The organism is Gracilimonas tropica DSM 19535 (assembly GCF_000375425.1).
Taxonomy (GTDB): domain Bacteria; phylum Bacteroidota; class Rhodothermia; order Balneolales; family Balneolaceae; genus Gracilimonas; species Gracilimonas tropica.
In genome coordinates, this window is sequence record NZ_AQXG01000002.1 from 550156 (window position 1) to 572405 (window position 22250).

Consider the following 22250-nt stretch of genomic DNA (forward strand, 5'->3'; position numbering starts at 1 on the left):
CTACTTGATCAACATCATTTTCTTCATCTTCACGAAGCGGCTGCCATTCAATCCTTCCGAAACCATTCTGTAGAAATAGGTTCCGCTTGCAAGTCCGCGGGCATCCCAGGTTACGCTATACGTTCCTGCTGTAACGTTACTTTCATCCAACAGTGTTTGCACTCGCTGACCGAGAATATTGTAGATCTCAATTCTCACTTTGGAAGTCACCGGCACCCAATATTCGATCTTCGTAGACGGATTAAATGGATTCGGGTAGTTTTGGTGCAATTGATAAACTATCGGGATATCACGGGCTACCACGAAACGCATTTCACCGGCACTTTGGGTAGTATCGATACCGTCGGTTGCTTCTACCCGCCAGGTGTACCAATTATCAAAGTCCAGTATAGAGTTATTTATATCGAGGATTTGTGTGGTATCTGTGATGCCGGTAAATACTTCTTCTCTGCCCTGATCGTCCCAGATGGTGAAAATATATTCCGTATCGTTTCCATTATAGGCTGAACTCGGCTCCCAATTAAACTTCACTTTTGTTGAGCCGATCTCTTCCCGAAGAGCAACACGTACCGAGTCATTCTCAGCCGGCAGTAACTGCGCAAATTGTGCAGGCGGACGATACACCGGATAAATGGTGATCATACGGTCTGCGCTTGAGCTGTTTCCGAGAGAATCTTCCAAACTGTAATTAAGCGAATCAAGGCCATTATAATTTTGCTCCGGAACATATAAAGCCCGATTCAAAGGATCTTGAAGCTGGGTATTAGGTTGTGTGATCTCCGTTCCAATATCGGTTCCATTGTTAATCACCTGGTAGATCCGTCCATTTTTGGGCAATTCATTGATTACCGTGAATAACCGGCTTCCAAACTCATCTTCCGCCTTAAAAGCCATGATATACTGCTCATTCTCCAGCATCTCTATATCCGGAACACCGCGCACGCTAAAGTTGCGTTCAACACCTTCGCCTAACTTCAAGTCGTTACCTTCATCGGTGAGGTCATCTGCCACATCTCCGTCATCATCAAAGGTATGATACAATACCAGGTTGTTCTCATCACCGGATAAGATCTGAGTTAACAGAGACTGAATCTCGTTTCGGCTTCTGGATTCTTTCCATACACGTACCTCATGGATCTCTCCATCAAAACCACGACCCATTTCCAGCCGGGAATTGTTGATTGCCACTTCCCCTTCAAACTCTGTCTGATCTTCACGGAAACCGTTCTTGTAAAGATTTGCGCGTTTGTTATCATTATCTACCACAAAGGCGAGGTGAGTCCATTTATATTGAACGTCATTTTGAGTTTTAAGAGCACCGGTTTGAACTTCTTCCTCATCAAATACATCTTCGGCATTAAGTGTGATCAGTTTCCCGTTTTCAAGTTGAAACGATGCGGTCAGCTTATTACCATTGCCCCCCATGGAGAAATGGAAATCACCATTCTCACCTCGACCTTTCTGGAATAATTCGAATCCATCGGTTAATGCGTTTGGCAGCACCCATATTTCGAGAGTGAAATTCCTGAGATTATTTAACGACTCATCCGGATCTGCATACATAAACGTGTTCGGGTCGCCGTCAAACACAACGGTGTTCACCGTATCAATGATGGTAGGATTTGTTCGCTTTTCCCAAGCCGTAGCCTTGAATGTCAGGCTGTCTAACTGTGGCTGCTGATATGCTTCTGCCGAAATAATGTAATCTCCGGCCAAATCGCCGAGTTTAAAACTGGTTGCAGCAATACCATCGCTGTTAGTGATCACGGTGTCTTGCATGATCTTCGCATCCTGTGCCAGTTCAGGCTGACTGATCAAACTAAAATGTACCGGCTCGTTAGGCACCGGATTGTTGAAGTTATCAAACAAGGTAACCGTCAGGGAATCTTTAAGAACACTAAGCGTTGGCTGATACTGATCTCCCCCACCGGCAATAGCAAAGTTCTTTATTTCACCGGGTGTAGCGAAGGCTGAAAATTCAACTTCTCTCACTGTATTGGAATCAGTTTTAGCTTTTTGTGTCTCCTGAATTCTGGCGGTGATCCGGTACTCTCCCACTTTGGTTCCCAGCTTGAATTTCACCCAAGCATAGCCATTTTTATCGGTTTCAAGCAGCTGATCTGAAAACCCGAAATCTTCTGCACTGTCCGGGGTTGAAGTAACTTCGAATTCAATATCCACGCCCGGGATGGCAAAATCGTTTTCATCCAAGATCTGAACCACCAGAGAATCATCCAGCACGGAATTGACCCGCCCTGTTTGGCCATCTCCACTTGAAACGGTAACGGCCTTCAAGTCACCCGCTTCCACCAAACTGGTATATGGATTTCCACTGATGGAATCTCCCGCTAAGGTAATCAGGAATTGATCTTCGCCCGGAGTAAATGGAATATATTCTGCGCTATAAGTTCCGTCTTCATTATCGGTGATGTCGGAAATTTCGGCTCCTTCATTCGAGCCCGAAAGCTCAATTCCAAGCTGACTCGCAACGCCGGTTACCGCATTTCCACTAACATCAGCAACGGTGATCGAAATCGGGGTTGGGTATCCTACTTTGCCATCCGGAATGGACGCCATGGTATTGCCGGCCACAGCAGAACCGGTGTTGAAAACAATTTCCGGAGTTTGGTTGAGAACCACGCCGCCAACTTCAGCCGCCAGCGTTATTTGCTCGGCTACCGTATTGGTGATGAAGGCTTTATACTCGCCGGCATTTCCTTCAGTTACAGGAGTGATGACAGCATTCTCCCCAATTCCGAATACAAATGAAGAATTCGCAAGGCCTGAGATCGCATTCTCAAATTCATCTTTTAGCATGATGATTACTTCAGACGAATCCTGTCCATCTGCCACATGAGGAGAAGTCGCTGTGATAGAAGAATTATCAGCAAAAACTGATCCGGCCATTACATCAAACGGCTGTGAAGTAATATCGGGATATCCCACTCCGGTGGCCGTAAGCGTGTAATCAATTCCAGCCGTTTCAATACTCAAGTCGCTGAATGTCGCCAATCCGGCTGCGTTAGTTTGGGCGGTCAAGGTGCCCTTCAGATTTGCATCACCATTCAAAGTAATGGTGATCTCGATGCCTTCGGCGCTGACTTCATTCTCATTTTCATCCACCAGCTGTACGGTGACGGAATTCAGCATTTCGCCGGCCACTGTATTCTCTGGTTGATTTACGAAAGCGAGCCTGGCCGAGTTATCCACTCCATACGTCTGGGTTGCCGTGCTGCTTGCCTGCTCGGTTGGGGTGAAGGCGAATACTTCCGCATCAACGGTAAGATCCGCATCTTCCAGAAGATCGGCTACTTTCACCGGAACGGTAAAGGTTCCGCTTTCTCCGGGTTGAACCGTGTAGATATTCTCATTGAGCTCCAGCTTCACGATCTGAACATTGAAATCGGCCGGACTGATGGAACCGGTCAGATCCACCATTTCGGTTTGATCATCTTTGTCGAGGTAGTTATCGCCGGTAACAGGATCAAGATTTAGCGCAATCGTCGCATTATCAGGGCCGTCATTATCAAATATTCGGAGGGTTCCCTGTGCATCAAACAGCACCGCATTCGTTGGGTTTTCAAGATTGATGATCGCCATTTCAGGATTTGGATCTGTTTCCACTTTCTCATCATCAATAATGGGCACGGTAATGTTCGCTACGGTATCTCCCGGCTGGAAAGTCAGCATTCCTTCAACGCCTTCATAATCTTCGCCGGCGGTAGCGCCAAGATCAATCATGTTGTAATCCACCGTCACAACCTCGGCTGAAGGTTTGTTGAGGGTTAGCGTGTAATCCACGGAACCCTGTCCTTCAAGCGCATAAATAAAGTCGATGTTGATGCCCGGCAGCTCCGGCTCTTCCGTTTCGTTGTCTTCAATCAGAAAGCGTACACGCTCATCATACACGCTGTTTCCGCTTACAATGGCATCAAAATACTCATCGCCTTCAAATTTCTGATCATCAAAAATGGGAACACGCAGCAACACAGAATCCTGATTGGCGGGTAAAGTAAATTCAAAATCAGGCCGCGGAACTCCAAGTGTGTTGTAAGTGATACCAACCTGCTCCATTTCCAGCCAGGTTTGACCACCATCTACGGAGTAGTCGATTGGGGTAAGATAATCATCAGAGTATTCTGCGATCAAATATCCAACACTATCAGCATATCCTTCTGCAATGAAGTTGATGTTCAGCTTCTGATCTTCAGCAAAAGTAAGCGAGCTGTGGATCGCGAATTCGTGTACGCCATCACCCTCTCCCACTGCCGGAATATCCGAGGATAAGTGAGATTTGTACAGATCAATGGCTTCCGCCTGAACATCCAAAAAAGCAGTCCAGTCTTCCACGCGATAGTCGATGGTGAGGTCTTCGAGATCGTAATAATCAACCGAGTCGGCCAGATTAATTCTGTATTCACGATTGCCCAGAGAATCGATGCTGCCTACATATTCGAATGCTTCACTCAGGCGAACATTTTTGATCACCATGTTGGCTTTGGTCACCTGTTGAGGAACGGCTCCTTGCAACAGATCTTCCGCATCAAAAGTGATGGATCGGTCAATTTGGTTATAGTTGTACTCGATGAGTCCGCCGGGCACGTTGATGGCATCGGCTTTTCTCTCATCGAAGTTTGCAGGTGCGCGGTTTCCGGCTAGATCTTCAACCGTAGCAGCAACGTGATTCATGGCGATGGTCTCAAACACATTTTCGCCATTGCCGCTTACATCCAGTTCCGTGGAGGCGTTGTACTCGATATTCACCGAAGCCAACGCATTTGCGATCATCTGCTTACCGGCGGTGGAAATATTCAAGGCTTCCCCGGTTCCGGCATCCTTATATCCTGAGAAGCTGTTTCGGGTTTCTTCTGAAATTGAAATTCCATTGGCAAATGCGGCGTCTGTATTCTGAACTTCCGCTGTCTTTAAAAGGCCATCGTTTGGATTGTTATCCTGTAGATCTGCATCCAGTGCTTGTAGGAAAATCGCCAGGTTTTCAACATAATTATTGTTGCTGTTTGAGAGCTCAACCTCTGCTATATCGTGCATGAAAAGCACTTCACCCTGAATAACTTCGGCATTGAATTCAGCCAAGGTCACATCCCCAACCGAAAGTGTGATATCATCTCCATTTTGGTAGCGGAATGAACCGGAGGAACCTGCGTCACCCGTCAGACCAGAAAGACCGGAACTCGTTTGGTAGCTTACTCCATCCACATAACTATCGGTGAAGCGAGCAATTTCGGTGGTACTCTTCAGGTTGATAGTTAGCGTTTGATCATCGGAATTTTCACCGTCATTTGCGCGGACCGTCACTTCATAAGAAAACTGATTTCCTACACTTGGACTTTCTTTGAATTCCAGTTCTCCGGAGGTCTCGTCAATCGTAAAGAAATCCTGATCGGTTCCGCCTGAAATTTCATAGGTGACTTCATCGCCATCGGCATCGGTTGCAGTTACGGTGGTCACTGCTTTCACGCCTTCATCCATCGTGGTGGTAGCTGAGTCACCACCACCATTGCTGGTGATCACCGGAGCATTATCGTTGATATTCAGTACATTCACCGTTACGGTGTGAACCGAAGTATTGCCACTCTCATCCGTTGCGGTTACATCAACCACGTAGTCGTTTTCAGTGTTCGCATCTACGGGATTCTCGAAATCCGTTTCCAAATTGAAGGACAGATCTCCGGTTGAAGAACCGATCTCAAATCGACTTTGATCTTCTCCGCCCGTCAGACTCCAGCTTACATTTTCATTGGCCGCGAGCGTTCCAATTTCCTGAATTCCTTCATCCAGAGAAACCGTTGAAGAATCGTCTCCCGCCTGTCCGGTTACTCCTGTAATTATTGGAGCGGTGGCATCCAGAATATCAGCGGTTGTTGTTGGAGCATTCGTTAAACTGAGTGTGTAATTATCTGATTGCGCACCAGAAAGTTCAGCCGAGGTAATATTTACTTCGATATCATTAGCTACATCTGCTGAACTGAATTCAACCACTATATTTGTGAGGCTTACATCATCGCCATCAACCGGAGTATCCAGCGTCAGGTTGTTTTGATCGATGGTTGCATCTGTGTTTCCATCAAAATCTTTGCTTTCAGCAGAGAAGTTTCCGGCAATGGTTAATTCTTTAGCGCTGATGTTTGCGGAAAGTCCGGAAGGTTGCGTGAGCACATAGTTTTCAGTGTCATCGCCGCTAATGGTGATCGCTGCCTCTACGGAGATATTATTGGCCACGTTTGCATCTTCAAAAGATCCAAGCAGTTTATTAAGATAAACATCGTCATTATAAATCACGCCATTTAAGGAAGCTCCTGTGATAGTAGCTCCGGTGGTTCCATCATAAATTTTGTCTTCAGCAATGGCATCACTGATGGTGAGTTCTTTGGGCGCCACTTCCACATTCACATCGTTTGTAACCGGAGCATAATTTTCATTATCCGGGGTGAAAGTTATTTGAGCTTTCCAGGTTCCAGCGCTGTCTGGCTCGACAGTTTCATCGGTGAAAGCAAAGGTTCCCGACTGATCGGCGGTTCCACCCGAAAGCGTGGAATTACTTAGAGCTTCTCCGTAGATAATATCAGAAGCGCTTGGCCAGTTCGTGATGGTAACTCCGGCATTGGTAATATCGGCTGTGGTGGTCGGAGCTCCGGTCAAACTCAGCGTATAATTTCCGGCATCGGTTCCTGAAAGTTCAGCGGAGGTGATGTTCACTTCTACATCATTGGCTACGTTTGAATCTGCAAAAGCAACCTCTACGTTCGTTAATTCAACATTATCTCCACTAATTGGTGTGGTCAGCGTCAGATTATTTTCATTAATCGTAGCATCGATGCTTCCATCAAATACTTTGTCTTCTGCGGTAAAGCTTCCGGCAATTGTTAGTTCAAGTGGAGTGATATTAGCCGTTAACCCGGTTGGCTGGGTGAGTTCATAATTATCTGTGTCGGTTCCCTCCAGAGTCAGAGCCGCTGTGACAGAAATGTCGTTAGCTACATAGGAATCTGCGAAAGTTCCCACAAGTTCATTCAGCGATACATCATCACCGACTTCAAGGCCATTCAGTTCCGCATTTTGGATTACGGCATCGGTGTTGCCATCGTAGATTTTATTCTCCGCAACAGCATTGATTACCGTCAAGGCTTTTTTGGCAACGGCTACATCTACATTTTGAGTGAGGGTTGCATAATTATCGCTGTCGTTTGGAGTGAAAGTAACTTCGGCTTCCCAGGTTCCGGCACTATCAGGCTTGATGGTATCGTCAGTAAAAGCAAAGGAGCCATTGGCATTACCGCCATTTAATGTTGAAGCGGCAAGTGTTTCTCCATAGGTGATATCCGAAGCCGTTGGCCAGGCCGTAATCGTTGGGTTTTCCTTGGTGATATCAGCCGTGGTAGTTGGAGCACCGGTCAAACTCAGCGTGTAGTTTCCTGCATCAGCACCACTTAATTCTGCATTAGAAATACTCACGGTGATGTCTGTTCCCACGTCTGCTTTGGCAAATTCAACTTCGAGCCCATCAAGACTAACCTCATCACCGGCAACCGGAGTACTCAGCCACAGATTATTCTGAGCGATTGTAGCATCGGCAGAGCCATCAAAAACTTTGTCTTCTGCTATAAAATCACCAGAAATAGTAAGTTTTTTTACTGTAATATCAGCGGCAAGCCCCGTAGGCTGAGTCAGGGTATAGTTGCCAGTATCAGCACCTTGAAGGGCGATCGCCGCATTTACAGCAATTTCAGTGGCTACATCGGCCTCCGCAAAAGATCCTACCAGTTCGTTTAGGCTCACCTCATCGTCGTTTATCACACCATTCAACGTAGCACCGGTGATCGTAGCTTCGGTAGTTCCGTCATATTCTTTGTCTTCTGCAATGGCATCACTGATGGTGAGCTCTTTCGGAAGAACTTCCACATTCACATCATTCGTGACCGGAGCGAAATTATCACTATCCGGGGTGAAGGTCACCTCAGCGCTATAAGTTCCGGCTCCCGTTGGCTCGACAGTTTCATCGGAGAAAGCAAAGGTTCCGGTCTGGTCCGCGGTTCCCCCTGAAAGCGTGGAGTTGCTAAGAGCTTCTCCATAGGTAATATCAGAAGCCGTCGGCCATTCGGTAATTGTGACTCCGGCATTGGTAATATCGGCATTTGTGGTAGGTGCTCCATCCAGACTTAACGTATAATTATCTTTGTCAGCCCCGGATAGCTCTGCATTGGTGATGCTCACTTCGATAGCTTCGGCCACATCTGCCGAGGCAAATTCAACTTCGAGATTGGCAAGATTTACATCATCGTTATTTTCGATACCATTCAGTGCTAACTTATTCTCAATTATCGTAGCGTCTTTGGTTCCATCAAACTCCTTGTCTTCGGCTGTGAAGCTTCCAGCGATGATCAGTTCTTTTGTTCCAACTTGCACATCTACATTTTGAGTGGCAGTATTGTAATTATCGGAATCGGTTGGGGTGAAAGTCACCTCGGCCTGGTAAGTCCCTACAGAACTTGGTTTTTCGCTGTCATCAGTAAAGGCAAACATGCCGTCTGCTGTACCATTTTGTAAGGTTGAAGCGGCTAAGGTTTGTCCGTACGTAATTCCGGTTGCGGTTGGCCAGGCTGTGATCGTTGGATCGGCTTTCGAGATATCGGCCGTTGTCGAGCCGGAAGTCGTCATCAGATTGTAGTTCCCCGCATCGGCTCCGCCTGAGAGGGTGATGTTGGTGAAATTCACGTCTTTGCCCGTTCCGGCGTTGGCGTCAGCAAAACTTACATCGTAGCTAAATTCGAGCTCATCTCCGCTCAAGCGGTCATCGTCAAAGCCGGCTCCGGTGACATCGGTCGTGCCATCATAGGTTTTGTCATCGGCTACAAAATGGGTCAGCGTGAGATCTTTTTTGGTGATGCTTAGGTCTGCCCCAACATAGGTAATAGCATAGCTGGGGTTATTGGCGCCCGTCAGATCGTTTTGGGTGATGGCGTAGGTGCCGGCATCTTCGCCTGCTTCACGAGTTAGGCTTCCACTAATGGCAACATCAGGGATGGTATCACCAGAGGTAATTTCATAGATAAATGCAGGATCGTCTTCTCCGAAAACTTTACTCTTCGCATCTGCGGTAATAGTGATGGCCCGGCGGGTGATGGCAAAGGCTTCACTTTCGTCAGTATCTAATCCGGCTGAAGTCGCTGTGAGCGTATAATCGGTTCCCGGTTCCTGCACATATAAATCGGAGAATGTCGCCACACCATCGGTGGTAGATTGGGTGGTGGTTCCTACTAACGTGGCTCCATCGGAAATAGCGATCGTTATCGACGTTCCATCGGTATCAACCAGGTTTCCGGTGACATCCTGAACCATTACCGTTATGGTGCCGATGTTATCTCCGGCAACAGTCGTATCATTGGGCTGATCATCAAACACCAACTGAGAAGCCGCTCCGGTTTGGAAATTGATGGTCGGTTCGTCCTCAAGGGTTACACCATCGGCGGTGATGGTTGCCGTAACGGACTCTACCGTGCTGTTGGTCACTTCCACTTCGTAGGTTCCTGAAGTGCCGGTTTCGTTAACGGTTCCGGCAGCGGCATTTCCTGTTAGAGATACGGTGAAATCGGTGTTGTTCAGGCCGCTGATAATATTATCGTTCGCATCTTTTAGCTTGATAGTAATTGTAGATGCATCGGTTCCGTCCGCGGTATGCGGTGAAGTTGCGGTGACTTCAGAGTTGAAAGCAGAAATAGCTCCCGGAGTGAAAGTGATCACAGGCTGATCATCCAGATCAGTTCCATCTGCAGTAACCGTAACCGTGATTTCTTCGGCAGTGGTGTTGGTCAGGTCTACTTCATAAGTGCCTGCCGTGCCGGTTTCTGTGATGGTTCCGGCCGAAGCATTACTCAATCCGGACAGAGAAATATTTCCTGCTTGAGCCGTGATGGCATTCCCGTTGGCGTCTTTCAGCTCGATGGTAATTGTGGAAGTGGTGGTTCCATCTGCAACCAAAGTGGATGGATCGGCAGAAACGGTGGAATTTGAAGCGTTTATTGCTCCGGCGTTAAACTCGATATCTACGCTGCCTATGGTTGTAGTATTCGCATCTACATTTACGGCAATTTCTTCTGCGGTGGTATTAGTGACCGTGAAGGTGTATGTACCAGCTGTTCCGGTTTCCGCAATCGCATCATTAATGGCTGCATCTCCACCCAACCTAATATCGAAGTTGGTGACGCCACTTACCGCATTTCCAAATGCATCAGCAAGAGTAACCGTAATTTCCGATTCTTCACCAACCGCTAAAGTGGTTGGATCAGCTGAGATACTTGAGTTGTCCACATAAATTCCGGCATTAGTAACATCAAACTCATCTGATACTAAGTCAGCCACACCATCGGTGCTGAATGTGAGGGTGTAATTTGTAGCCGCAGTTTCGATAATCAGGTTGTCGAAGCCGGCCTCGCCGTTGGCATCCGTAGTTACAGTAGTTATGCTGGAACCGGTGAATTCATTGGAAGAAAGGGCTACGGAAACTTCAATTCCGGCAAGTGGATTTCCGGAGGCATCCTCAACCCGAACTTTTGGCGTTCCGTTAACAGCTTCTCCGGCTACTGTATTTTCCGGTTGAGTCACCATCACAATGGCATCCGCTGCTCCGGCAGAAATTGTAAACTCATCGCTTTCATCGCTGCTCAGAGATCCGGAAGTTGCTGTTAGCGTGTAGGTTCCAACTTCGGCTACGTTCAGGTCATCGAAAGTAGCAACTCCGTTTTCTGTGTTCTGAGCCACAGAACCACTTAAAGTAGCTCCGCCTGAAATGCTCAGGCTGATTTCTGTTCCCGTATCAAAAACTTCATTTTCATATGCATCCAACAACTGAACCGTTACGGCAGGATTAATATAGGCACCGGCTGTGGCATCGGTTGGTTGCCTTGTAAAGGCCAGCTGAGAAGCCGCACCTGCCGTTGCCGTTGCTTCAAATGAGACTGCATCAAGTCCGGTTACCTGAGCTGATATTTCATAAGATCCGGCTTTCGTTCCTAAGGTCAACTGGGTTGAGGCTTCACCGTTTGCATCCGTAGTTACTGATGTTGCGCTCAAAGTTTCACCGGTAGCATCGACAGGGATTTCGGCGATTGAGAACGTTACAGTTTCATCGGCAACCGGATTTCCTTCAGCATCGGTAACTTTCACGACCAATGCATTATCAAGTGTTTCCGTCACGACATCAGATTGATTATTTCCGGACTGAATGGCAAGGTTGGCGGCATCACCGGCATCAAAGGTTACTTTCGCAGGACTTCCATTGGTGATATCCGCGTCTGCCGTAGCATCGTCATTACTGTCGAATTGAGCGGTTATGTTTACAGTTTCCGCAGTGTTGTTGGTTATGATCGCGGTAATTTGGCCATTCGCATCAGAAGTTCCAGTCGGTGTTCCGATGGAGGCATCTCCGGTTACAGCAAAAGTTACCGTTACATCAGAAACGGGATTATCGAATTCATCCAGGAGCGTGGCCCGGACTTCTCCCTGATCCGTTCCGTTTGCCGTCACATTATTAGAAATGACTTCAAGCAATGTTCCGGCATTGTCAACAGCAACCAGACCGGCAACTACATCAATATTTTCCTGTCGGGCTGAGATTACGCCATCTTCTGCCTGCACCCAATGCGTTCCGGCTGTCTTGAAAATCACCTCGTCTGTAAATGTTCGTACGCCCTCGTCACCAGCTATAAAGGTGTAATTTTCGGGAAGATCGACATCGGTATCGCTGGAGCTGAAAGTGATGGTTCCGGTGTAGTCCGTTTTCAAATTTCCTTCAGTATCCAAAGCGGTTACCCGAACGGTATTGGAAACGCCTGCTGTAGTTGGATCGTCAATTTCCTCTACAAGTAAACTTCCCAGAGCGGCCGGAGTGATGGTTAACGTGCCGGGCTCAATTGTGATATCGTAATTTCCGGCTTTTGAACCGTCGAGAGAAGCAGGATCGATGGAGATTTCATCCGCATATTCACCGGTTTCCGAATTTGCATCCGTGGCTGCCAAGGTGAAATTGACATCTGCTGAAGTTCCGGTACCTCCGGTGATATCGGCGATGACATCACCTGTAACTAATCCTGGAGCAAAATCACTAAACTCAAATGTTGGGTTTGTAGCTCCCGCTGTGCGACTTCCGTCATTCACCACAATTGTGAGAGCTTTGGCTGAAATAGCAGCCTGAGCTTCGGGAGTGGTCTCGGTGGAAAGTTCATAATTGAAAGCTCTGCTTCCGCCGATTTCTGCACTGTTGATGGATACGGTTTTATTCTCCTCAACATTGGCATCCGCAAACTGGATGGCAAGATTATCCAGCGAAACATTGGCCTGATCTGCTACCAATACTCCATTTAAGGTCAGGTTATTCGCCTGGAATTCAGCATCCGAAGTTCCGTCGTAGATTTTATCCTCAGCTTCAAAACTTCCAGAGATTGTAATTTCTTTTGGATTGATATCAGCGGAAAGTCCGGTTGGTTGAGTCAGTTCGTAATTCCCCGCATCATCTCCTGTGATGGTAAATGAAGTATTGATGTTGACCCCTTCCGCAACATCCGCATCATTGAAATTGGCCGTTAACTCATCGAGGGAAACGTCATCGCTTCCAATTGTGCCATCCAGGTCTGCTCCCGTAATGCTCACATCGGTTGTTCCATCATAGATTTTTGTTCCGATGGTTACATTGGAAACAGTCAGTTCAGCCGTTGTGATGTCCGCCGTTAAGCTCCCCGGCTGGTTCAAAGTATAATTATCGGCATCGTCTCCAGTCAGGCCAAAATTGGTGCTTACTGCAATTCCGGTTCCTACATTTTGCTGAGCAAAGGTTCCGGTCGTTGCTCCTGTTAGACTCACTGCATCGCCGGTTTCTATGCCGCTGAGTTCGGCATTGGCAATAGTTGCCTCGGTGGTGCCATCATAAGTTTTATTTTGAGCCGCTGCGTTCACTATCGTCAACGTTTTCTGTCCCACGGCTACATCTACATTCTGCTTTACGGTCGCATAATTATCGCTGTCGGTTGGTGTGAAAGTCACTTCGGCTTCCCAGGTGCCAGCGCTGTCCGGTTTGATAGTTTCATCGGTGAAAGCAAAAATTCCATCCGCATTTCCACCACTTAAAGTTGAGGCCGCAAGCGTTTCTCCATAGGTGATATCCGAAGCCGTTGGCCAGGCCGTAATCGTTGGGTTTTCCTTGGTGATATCAGCCGTGGTAGTTGGGGCACCGGTCAAACTCAGCGTGTAGTTTCCGGCATCAGCACCACTTAATTCTGCATTAGAAATACTTACGGTGATATCCGTTCCCACATCCGCCGATGCAAATTCAACTTCCAGAGCATCAAGGCTCACCTCATCACCAGATACTGAAGAACTCAGCGATAAATTATTCTGAGAAATCGTTGCTTCCGTAGTTCCATCATAGACTTTGTCTTCTACAGTGAAGGTTCCGCCAATCGTAAGTTCTTTGGCGGTGATGTTGGCAGAAAGCCCGGTAGGCTGAGTCAGAGTGTAATTTCCAGTATCGGTTCCCTGGAGAGTGATGGCAGCGGTTACTTCAATATCAGAGGCAACATCCGCATCTGCAAACGATCCAACCAGTTCATTCAGAGCAATATCATCATTATTAATTACACCATTTAAAGTAGCTCCGGTAATTGCTGCATCAGTTGAGCCATTGTAAACTTTGTTGGAAGCAATGGCATCGCTGATCGTCAGTTCTTTTGGAGCCACTTCTACATCAATAGTGTTTGTTACCGCAGCAAAATTGTTGTTTTCCGGAGTAAAGGTAACTTTCACTTCCCACGTTCCTGCACTATCCGGCTCAATGGTTTCATCAGTAAAAGCAAAAGTACCAGCCTGATCAGCCGTTCCGCCAGAAAGTGTGGAGTTGTTCAGGGCTTCCCCATAGATAATGTCAGATGCAGTTGGCCACTCTGATACCGTTACAGCCGCATTGGTAATATCGGCATTTGTGGTAGGTGCTCCGGTCAGACTTAAGGTATAGTTATCTTTGTCAACACCGGAAAGCTCTGCATTGGTGATGCTCACTTCTATACCTTCAGCTACATCGGCTGATGCGAATTCAACAATCAGATTTGTGAGGCTCACATCATCACTATTCTCAATGCCGCTTAGTGTTAGGCTATTGTCATTAATTGCAGCATCCGTGGTTCCGTCAAACACCTTGTCTTCTGCCGTGAAGCTTCCGGCAATCGTCAGTTCCTTGGTTTCTACTTCCACTTCTACATCCTGAGTGGCAGTGTTGTAATTATTGGAGTCGGTTGGGGTGAAGCTCACTTCAGCCTGATAGGCTCCAGCGGAGCTCGGTTTCTCGCTGTCATCGGTGAATGCAAATGTCCCATCCGCATCGCTATTTTGTAAAGTTGAAGCCGCTAAAGTTTGTCCATACGTAATTCCGGTTGCGGTTGGCCAGGCTGTGATCGTTGGATCGGCTTTCAAGATATCGGCCGTTGTCGAGCCGGAAGTCGTCATCAGATTGTAGTTCCCCGCATCGGCTCCGCCTGAGAGGGTGATGTTGGTGAAATTCACGTCTTTGCCCGTTCCGGCGTTGGCATCAGCAAAACTTACATCATAGCTAAATTCGAGCTCATCTCCGCTCAGGCGGTCATCGTCAAAGCCGGCTCCGGTGACATCGGTCGTGCCATCATAGGTTTTGTCATCGGCTACAAAATTGGTCAGCGTGAGATCTTTGGCATGGATGGTCAGATCAGCAGCGACAAACGTAATAGCATAGCTGGGGTTATTGGCGCCCGTCAGATTGTTTTGGTTGATGGCGTAGGTGCCGGCATCTTCGCCTGCTTCACGAGTTAGACTTCCACTGAGGTCAACATCAGGGATGGTATCACCAGAGGTAATTTCATACGTAAATGCAGGATCGTCTTCTCCGAAAACTTTACTCTTCGCATCTGCGGTAATAGTGATGGCCCGGCGTGTAATATCGAATTCGGTGCTTTGGTCGGAATTGAGGCCAGTGGAAGCAGCTGTCAAGGTGTACTCTGTTCCGGGCTCTTCTACATAAAGATCACTGAACGTTGCTACCCCGTCTATCGTAGTTTGTGTCGTTGTTCCCACCAGGGTTGCTCCGTCGGAAATGTCTACCGTAACATTCACCCCATCATCTTCAATGAGATTTCCCGCTGCATCTTCCAGCCGAACTTTGACGGTTCCAATATTATCACCGGCAGGAGTACTGCTTGAAGGATGAGTATCGAAAGTCAACTGAGTGGCATCTCCTGCTAATACATCAAATTCTGCTGATGTTACATTTGTAACGCTACTTGTATCTGCATCAAACTCCAAAGTATAGCCGGCTTGTGCAGTATTGATCTTAAGGTCATCAAATGAAGCGATACCATTCCCATCGGTTGTTATGGTAGTGGTTCCACTATCGATCTGGTTTTGATTGACTCCTACGGTTATGTCTACACCGGATACTGTATTTCCTTTTGCATCTTTTACAATTACTGATGGCGGACCGACAATATTTTCACCTGCTACAGAATTTTCAGGCTGAGTTTGTATGGCCATTTGTTCTGGATAACCGGCTGTTACATTGACAGGGTCAGATATCAAGTTCGCTTCTTTGCCTAACTTCACATTATTAAGCCCATGGGTAGCCCCCTCCATATGGAAATCCACTCCATTCCAAAGTGCGTAATTCCTTGTGTTCGAAGCCGTTGCATCTAACCCAAGATTTACATTTTCAAGCCCGGTGACTACTTCAAATTCAGTATCACCGTCAGAAAGGTTTTGTATATAAAGCGTACCCGCCCCTTCCCCATTATTAGCTTCAAGATCCATTTCAAGCTTTAACCGTAACCATCCTCCGCTTGCAACTTTTCCATTTCCTGATACAGAGGTGTTTCCATCAGGAGTTAAGATTGCGGCTTCGCTCCCATTTGATCTTACAAAGAAACCCGGGCCTCGTTCATCGACACCATATATAGCTCCGTCATCATTCCGGTCATAACCGGCCCACACTCGAATTCCCCAATAGCCTACATACACATCCGCTTGAAAAATGGCTTTTGTATCCGATGAATCCAGTGATGTAAAAGCAAAGTTGCCATCATTTACCCTGGAGGCCACAGATCTCACACTCCCACCGGATTCCCCAAATCGCACCCACTGAGTCTCATCTTGTCCATCACTGACAACAACGGAATTTCTTTGGGTACCACCGGCGGCAGTATTTTGCAGCCAGTTATCTTGTCCATATAAATTACCCGGAGTAAGGCCATTGAAATCATAGGTATTGGCTTCTATCAATCCGGGGGAAGTAAACCTGAAATAGTATTCTTCAGAAACTAAACCGGCGAGATTCAAATCGGTATACGAAACAATACCTGCATCGGCCGTTACAGTCTTAGTGCCTGTAAGTGTTCCATTATCACCAGAATAGATAGATACCGTCACTTCAGACTGATTGTCACTCGTTACAAGATTTCCTCCCACATCCTGAATCTCTAAAACCGGCTGTTGAGCAAGCTCTTCTCCACTTTTTCCTCCCGCCGGTTGGGTGGTTATCACTAATTTTGCTCCAGGTCCTGTAGACACATCAAACTCATTACTTTCACCGCTAATGGATGTGTTCCCGGCAGCGACCACAGATATTTTTTGAGCGGTTCCATTCTCGAAGACCGTTAAACCGGTTTTCTTTTCTCCTTGTTCACTACTCAAGAATGTAAGTTCTGAAGGACGAATACTACCGAATGCGGCTGAAAGCTCGACATCACCTTCAAAATCAGTAACGGTATTTCCATATTCATCCTGAATCGTAAAACTGACGGGGAAAGGCACTCCAACGGTTTGATCCGCTATCGTTGAAACTAAGATGTTGGCCGGATCGGCATGGGTTACCGTAATATTCTCTTGTCTTCCATTTTTGGTATCATCTGTAGCATCTTCTACCTGAACCCACTGCTCCCCGGCCGTCTTAAGTATAACTCCGTTCGTAAATGTTTTTGTTCCTTGATCTGAGGCAGTAAATGTATAATTGGCCGGCAATTCAGCAGAAGTATCGCTTGAGTTGAATGTAACCGTTCCGGTGTAATCGGTCTTAATATTTCCATCCGTATCCCTGGCTGTGATCGTAACGGTGTGAAAAGCACCCGCCTTAGTTGGATCAGAAATTCCTGATATATCGAAACTTGCAAGTGCAGCCGGAGTGATCTCAAAGTCACCATTCTGAAGAGTTATATCATAATTATTGGCTTTAGCTCCGTTTAAACTGGTTTCATCTACACCGATCTCATCTTCATAAATACCGGGTGCGGAATTAGCATTAGTCGTGGCAAGAACATAGTCTACACTTCCTCCGGTTACATCTGTTTCAGTATCATTGGCCGCGAGCTGGGCTGTAAAATCTTCAAGAGTAAAGGTTGGATCTGCTTCATCTGCGGCCCGGCTTGCATTACTAATTGTAATAGTTAATGGTTTTTTGGCCACCGAAACATCCGTAACGTTAGTACCGGTTACCGATGCATAATTATCACTATCGGTTGGAGTGAATACAATGCTCGCTTGGTATGTACCTGCCTCGTTCGGGATAATTTGATCGTCCACAAAGGTGAATGTACCTGTAAGCCCGTTTTGTTCGGTGCCTCCTGTCAAAACAGATGAAGCCAGTGATTGTCCGTAGGTAATGCCCGAGGCTGTTGGCCAGGCGGTAATGGTTGGATATTCTTTGGTGATATCAGCCGTTGTAGTTGGTGCTCCGGTCAAATTCAGCATGTAGTTGCCTGCATCAGCACCGCTTAATTCTGCATTAGAAATACTTACGGTGATATCCGTTCCCACATCCGCCGATGCAAATTCAACTTCCAGAGCATCAAGGCTTACCTCATCACCAGATACCGAAGAACTCAGTGATAAATTATTCTGAGAAATCGTTGCTTCCGTAGTTCCATCATACACTTTGTCTTCTGCAGTGAAGGTTCCGCCAATCGTCAGTTCTTTGGCGGTGATGTTTGCGGATAGTCCCGTTGGTTGAGTCAGGCTGTAATTTCCAGTATCGGTTCCCTGCAGAGTGATGGCAGCGGTTACTTCAATATCATTGGCAACATCGGAATCAGCAAACGATCCAACCAGTTCATTCAAAGAAACATCGTCATCGTTAATAACCCCATTCAGTGTTGCTCCGCTGATTTCAGCTTCGGTCGTTCCGTCGTAAACTTTGTTGGAAACAACGGCATCGCCGATTGTCAATTCTTTCTGGGCTACTTCTACATCCACATCATGGGTCGCGGAAGTGTAATTCGTATCGGTGGCCGTGTAGGTAACTTCGGCACCATAAGTTCCGGCAGATGCTGGTGCGGTAGCAGGATTGGCAAAAGCAAAGCTTCCATCCTGATCAGCGCTTCCTTCTGAAAGATCGGAAGCAGCTAACGTTTGTCCGTACGTGATACTGGAAGCCGTTGGCCAAGTAATCCCGGTGATGGCGGCTTTGGAAATATCAGCTGTGGCCGTTCCCGAAGTAGTCACCAAAGTATAGTTCCCCGCATCGGCTCCTCCCGAAATGGCAATGTTGGTGAAGTTTACATCCTTGTCGGTTCCGGCGTTGGCGTCGGCAAAACTTACATCATAGCTAAATTCCAGTTCGTCTCCGCTCAGGCGGTCATCGTCAAAGCCGGCTCCGGTGACATCGGTCGTGCCATCATAGGTTTTGTCATCGGCTACAAAATGGGTCAGCGTGAGACCTTTGGCATGGATGGTCAGATCAGCAGCGACAAACGTAATAGCATAGCTTGGGTTGTTGGCGTTGGTCAGATCGTTTTGGGTGATGGTATACGTACCGGCATCTTCGCCCACAGTTCGGTTCAGGCTTCCGCTCAGGGAAATACCCGGAATCGTATCCCCGGACGTAATTTGGTAGGTAAATAATGAATCAGCCTCTCCGTAGACCTTGGATTGAGCATCGGCTGTAAGGGTGATGGCACGTCTTGTGACATCGAAAGCATTACTTTGATCTGCGTTCAGCGAACCGGAAGTCGCTGTTAGCGTGTAATCGGTTCCCGGTTCTTCCACATACAGGTTTGTGAACGTGGCCACTCCGTTGACGGTGGTTTGCGTCTTGGTTCCAACCAGTGTCGCCCCATCGGAGATAGCAAGAGTAATTGAAGTACCATCGGTATCTATGAGGTTGCCTGAAGCATCTTCTATCCGTACCGTAATTGTTCCGATATCATCCCCGGCGGGTGTACTTGTATTCGGTTGATCGACAAAAGCGAGATCTGTGGCGGTTCCGGTCTGGAATACAATAGCTGGATCATCATCTAATTGAACACTGTTTGCCGTAACGGTTACTGTAACGGACTCGACTGTGTTGTTTGTAACTTCAACTTCATATGTACCTGTTGTTCCGGTCTCAGAAACGGTTCCCGCAGAAGCGTCTCCGGTCAAATCAATAGAAAAATCAGCGTTCGTTAGTCCGCTGATGACGTTATTATTTGCATCTTTAAGTGCAATCGTGACGGTAGAAGCATCGCTGCCATCCGCTGTATGCGGAGAAGTTGCGGTAACTTCGGAGTTGGAAGCTGAAATCGCTCCTGGTTCAAAAGTAATCGCCGGCTTATCATCAAGTTCTGTCCCGTCAGCTGTTACAGTTACGGTAATTTCTTCAGCCGTTGTATTGGTAAGATCGACTTCGTATGTACCGGCTATTCCTGTTTCTGTAACCGTCCCGATATTTGCGTTGCTCATTCCGGACAGTATGATATTTCCTGCCTGACCTGAAACTGCATTTCCATTCGCATCTTTCAATACGATAGTCACGGTAGAAGCTGCATTCCCATCAGCTACTAAAGTAGTGGGATTTGCTGAAACAGTAGAATTAGAAGCACTTATTGCTCCGGCATTAAACGTGATGGATGGCGTATCCTCAAGTTCTATTCCATCCGCTGTCACCGTAACCGTGATTTCCTCAGCCGTGGTATTGGTTACCTGAACCTCATATTGTCCGCTTCCATTTTCTGTGAATGTATCCGCTACCAAGCTCGCATCGCCAGCCAAAGCGAAATCAAAATCGGCTTCTCCTATTCCGGTGATTGGATTATTATTAGCGTCAAGCAGAGTAACTGTAATCGTAGAATTGTTGCCAACAACCAAGGTAGCCGGATCAACATTTACGCTGGAATTAGAGGCTGAAATCGTTCCAACCTCAAAAGTTACCGTCACCGGACTTCCATTCGTTACCGCCGCATCCGCCGTTCCATTTCCGGAGTCATCCACTTGGGCGGTTATATCAAATTCACCGGCATTTGTTGAGGTCAATTTCACGGAAGCTTGTCCGCCGGTATTGGTAGTAACAGCCGTTTCGCTCAGGGTTCCCCCCGTGGTTGCAAATTCAACAGCTACGTCGGCTTGCTCAATGGTATTTCCAAATTCGTCTTTAAGCTGAAGCGTGATGGTTGCTTCCTCGACTCCATCAGCAATTCTGTTTAGGTTTGATCCGGATAATTCAGATCCGTTAGCCGCTACACTGATAGCCCCTGGCTCAACCGTAATATTTTGAGTAACACTTCCAACGCCCGTTGTTGAATTCTGATCTGCAACAGCAAGTTCATCAACAGAAACCATTTCGGAATAGTAGCGGAATGAACCGGTGGACGCTCCCTCAGCAATCGTGATCATACTGATGGAATTTTCATCTCCCGTATTTCTGAATTCACCATTTCCGTCTGAAGAAAGATCAAAAGTGATTCCTCCACTTCCGGCTTCGGCTACATTATCATTAGCATCGCGAATTTCTACGGTAATATTGGATGAGTTTTCTCCGGCCGTAATGGTTTGCTCTGTGGAAGTAAACACAACCGCATCAGGTGCACCGGCTGAGACCGTGCTTGTGTAAGGTGAGCCGGAAATTTCCGTGCTGTTTAAAGTGATGGTAATTTCGTCATCACCGGTGATGGTTGGCGTGTAGCTTACAGTATAAGTGCCATCGCCTTCATCATTGATGGCCGTGAAGGTAGCTCCGGCGTTGGGACCATCGGAAACAGAAAGTTCAAGATTTACAGCTTCTCCGGTTACAGGATTATTCTCAGCATCCTGAACCGTAATAGTAATTTCGGTTGCGGTTCCTGCCGTGCCATCCGGGACACTCGCAAAACTGTTTGCCGCAACTCCGGCCCCACTTGTGATGTCAAAAATCCCGCTATTAGCGGTGATGGAATCATCGGAATCCAACCTGGCTGTGAGCGTATAATTTTGGCCTACTTCGGAAACAAAAAGATTCGTAAAAGTTGCAAGTCCGTTGGCATCGGTTGTGGAAGTTCCATTGCTAAGCGTAGCGCCACCGCTTATAGTTAGCGTAATTCCTTCATTTTCCTCGGCTGCTTCATTCCCAAAATTATCAAAAAGCTGAACGCTCACAGCCGGTGAAATTGCCGCACCGGCTTCTGCATTACTTGGCTGCTGGGTAAATTGAAGTACAGCAATAGCATTGGGAACGACATCGAATGTGTTGGAGGAACCGTTTTCCGTTCCGTTGGTCGCAGAGATTTGGTAACCGGTGGCCGCACTGTCGATCCGAATGGTGTAATCAGAAAGAACTCCATCCGTGAAAGAAGTCGTTGTTCCGTCTCCGGTTGCAAACTCGCCGTCATTATTCAGACTAAGATCTACCGTTCCGCTGAAACCCGTTACCGTGTTTCCGTTCGCATCGCGGGCGGTGATGTCAATATTAAAAGAGTTGCCAGCCGTTTGTTCAGTGATAGAACCTCCACCGGCAGCTTCCACGAGAAAGTTGTCTAAAGTTCCTGCATTTACGGTGATGTCATGAGTAGCACTTCCAAGATCATCTCCGCCCGAACTCCACGCAGCTGTAATTTCATGAGAACCATCTCCTACCGTAGAATTTGTATAAGTGAACGTAGTGCTTGAACTTCCATTGGTTACGGTGATCGGGCTAACCGGATTAAAAGTTGCACCGCTTTGATCACTTGATAGAGCGAACTCGGTATCCTGGCTTACATTGGTTTCGTTGCCTTGTGCATCCAAAACAGTAAGTGTGAAATTTCCACTTTCAGTGCCGGCTACAACATCGGCAGGTCCTGTTAATGAAATGCTTGCTGCAGGACCAGCAGCAGTTTCAAAGTTAAGATCGGTTTCGTTTGAAATTCCTGCATAGGTGTTTCTAGCATTGTCTTCTATGGCTGAACTCCCTATCTGTACATAATAGGCTTTTACTCCTTCCAGGTCATTGGTGGGATTGATGG

General features: G+C 47.1%; 1 protein-coding gene (running past one end of the window). It reads right to left on the reverse strand.

The annotated features are described in order from the left end of the window. Window positions 1-22250, reverse strand: partial view of a YDG domain-containing protein gene (locus tag B151_RS0106080; RefSeq protein WP_020402721.1) — the 3' portion only. The gene runs 5026 nt beyond the window's last position; 22250 of the gene's 27276 nt are visible here — the last part of the coding sequence; the start codon falls outside the window, past its right edge; it ends in the stop codon at window positions 1-3.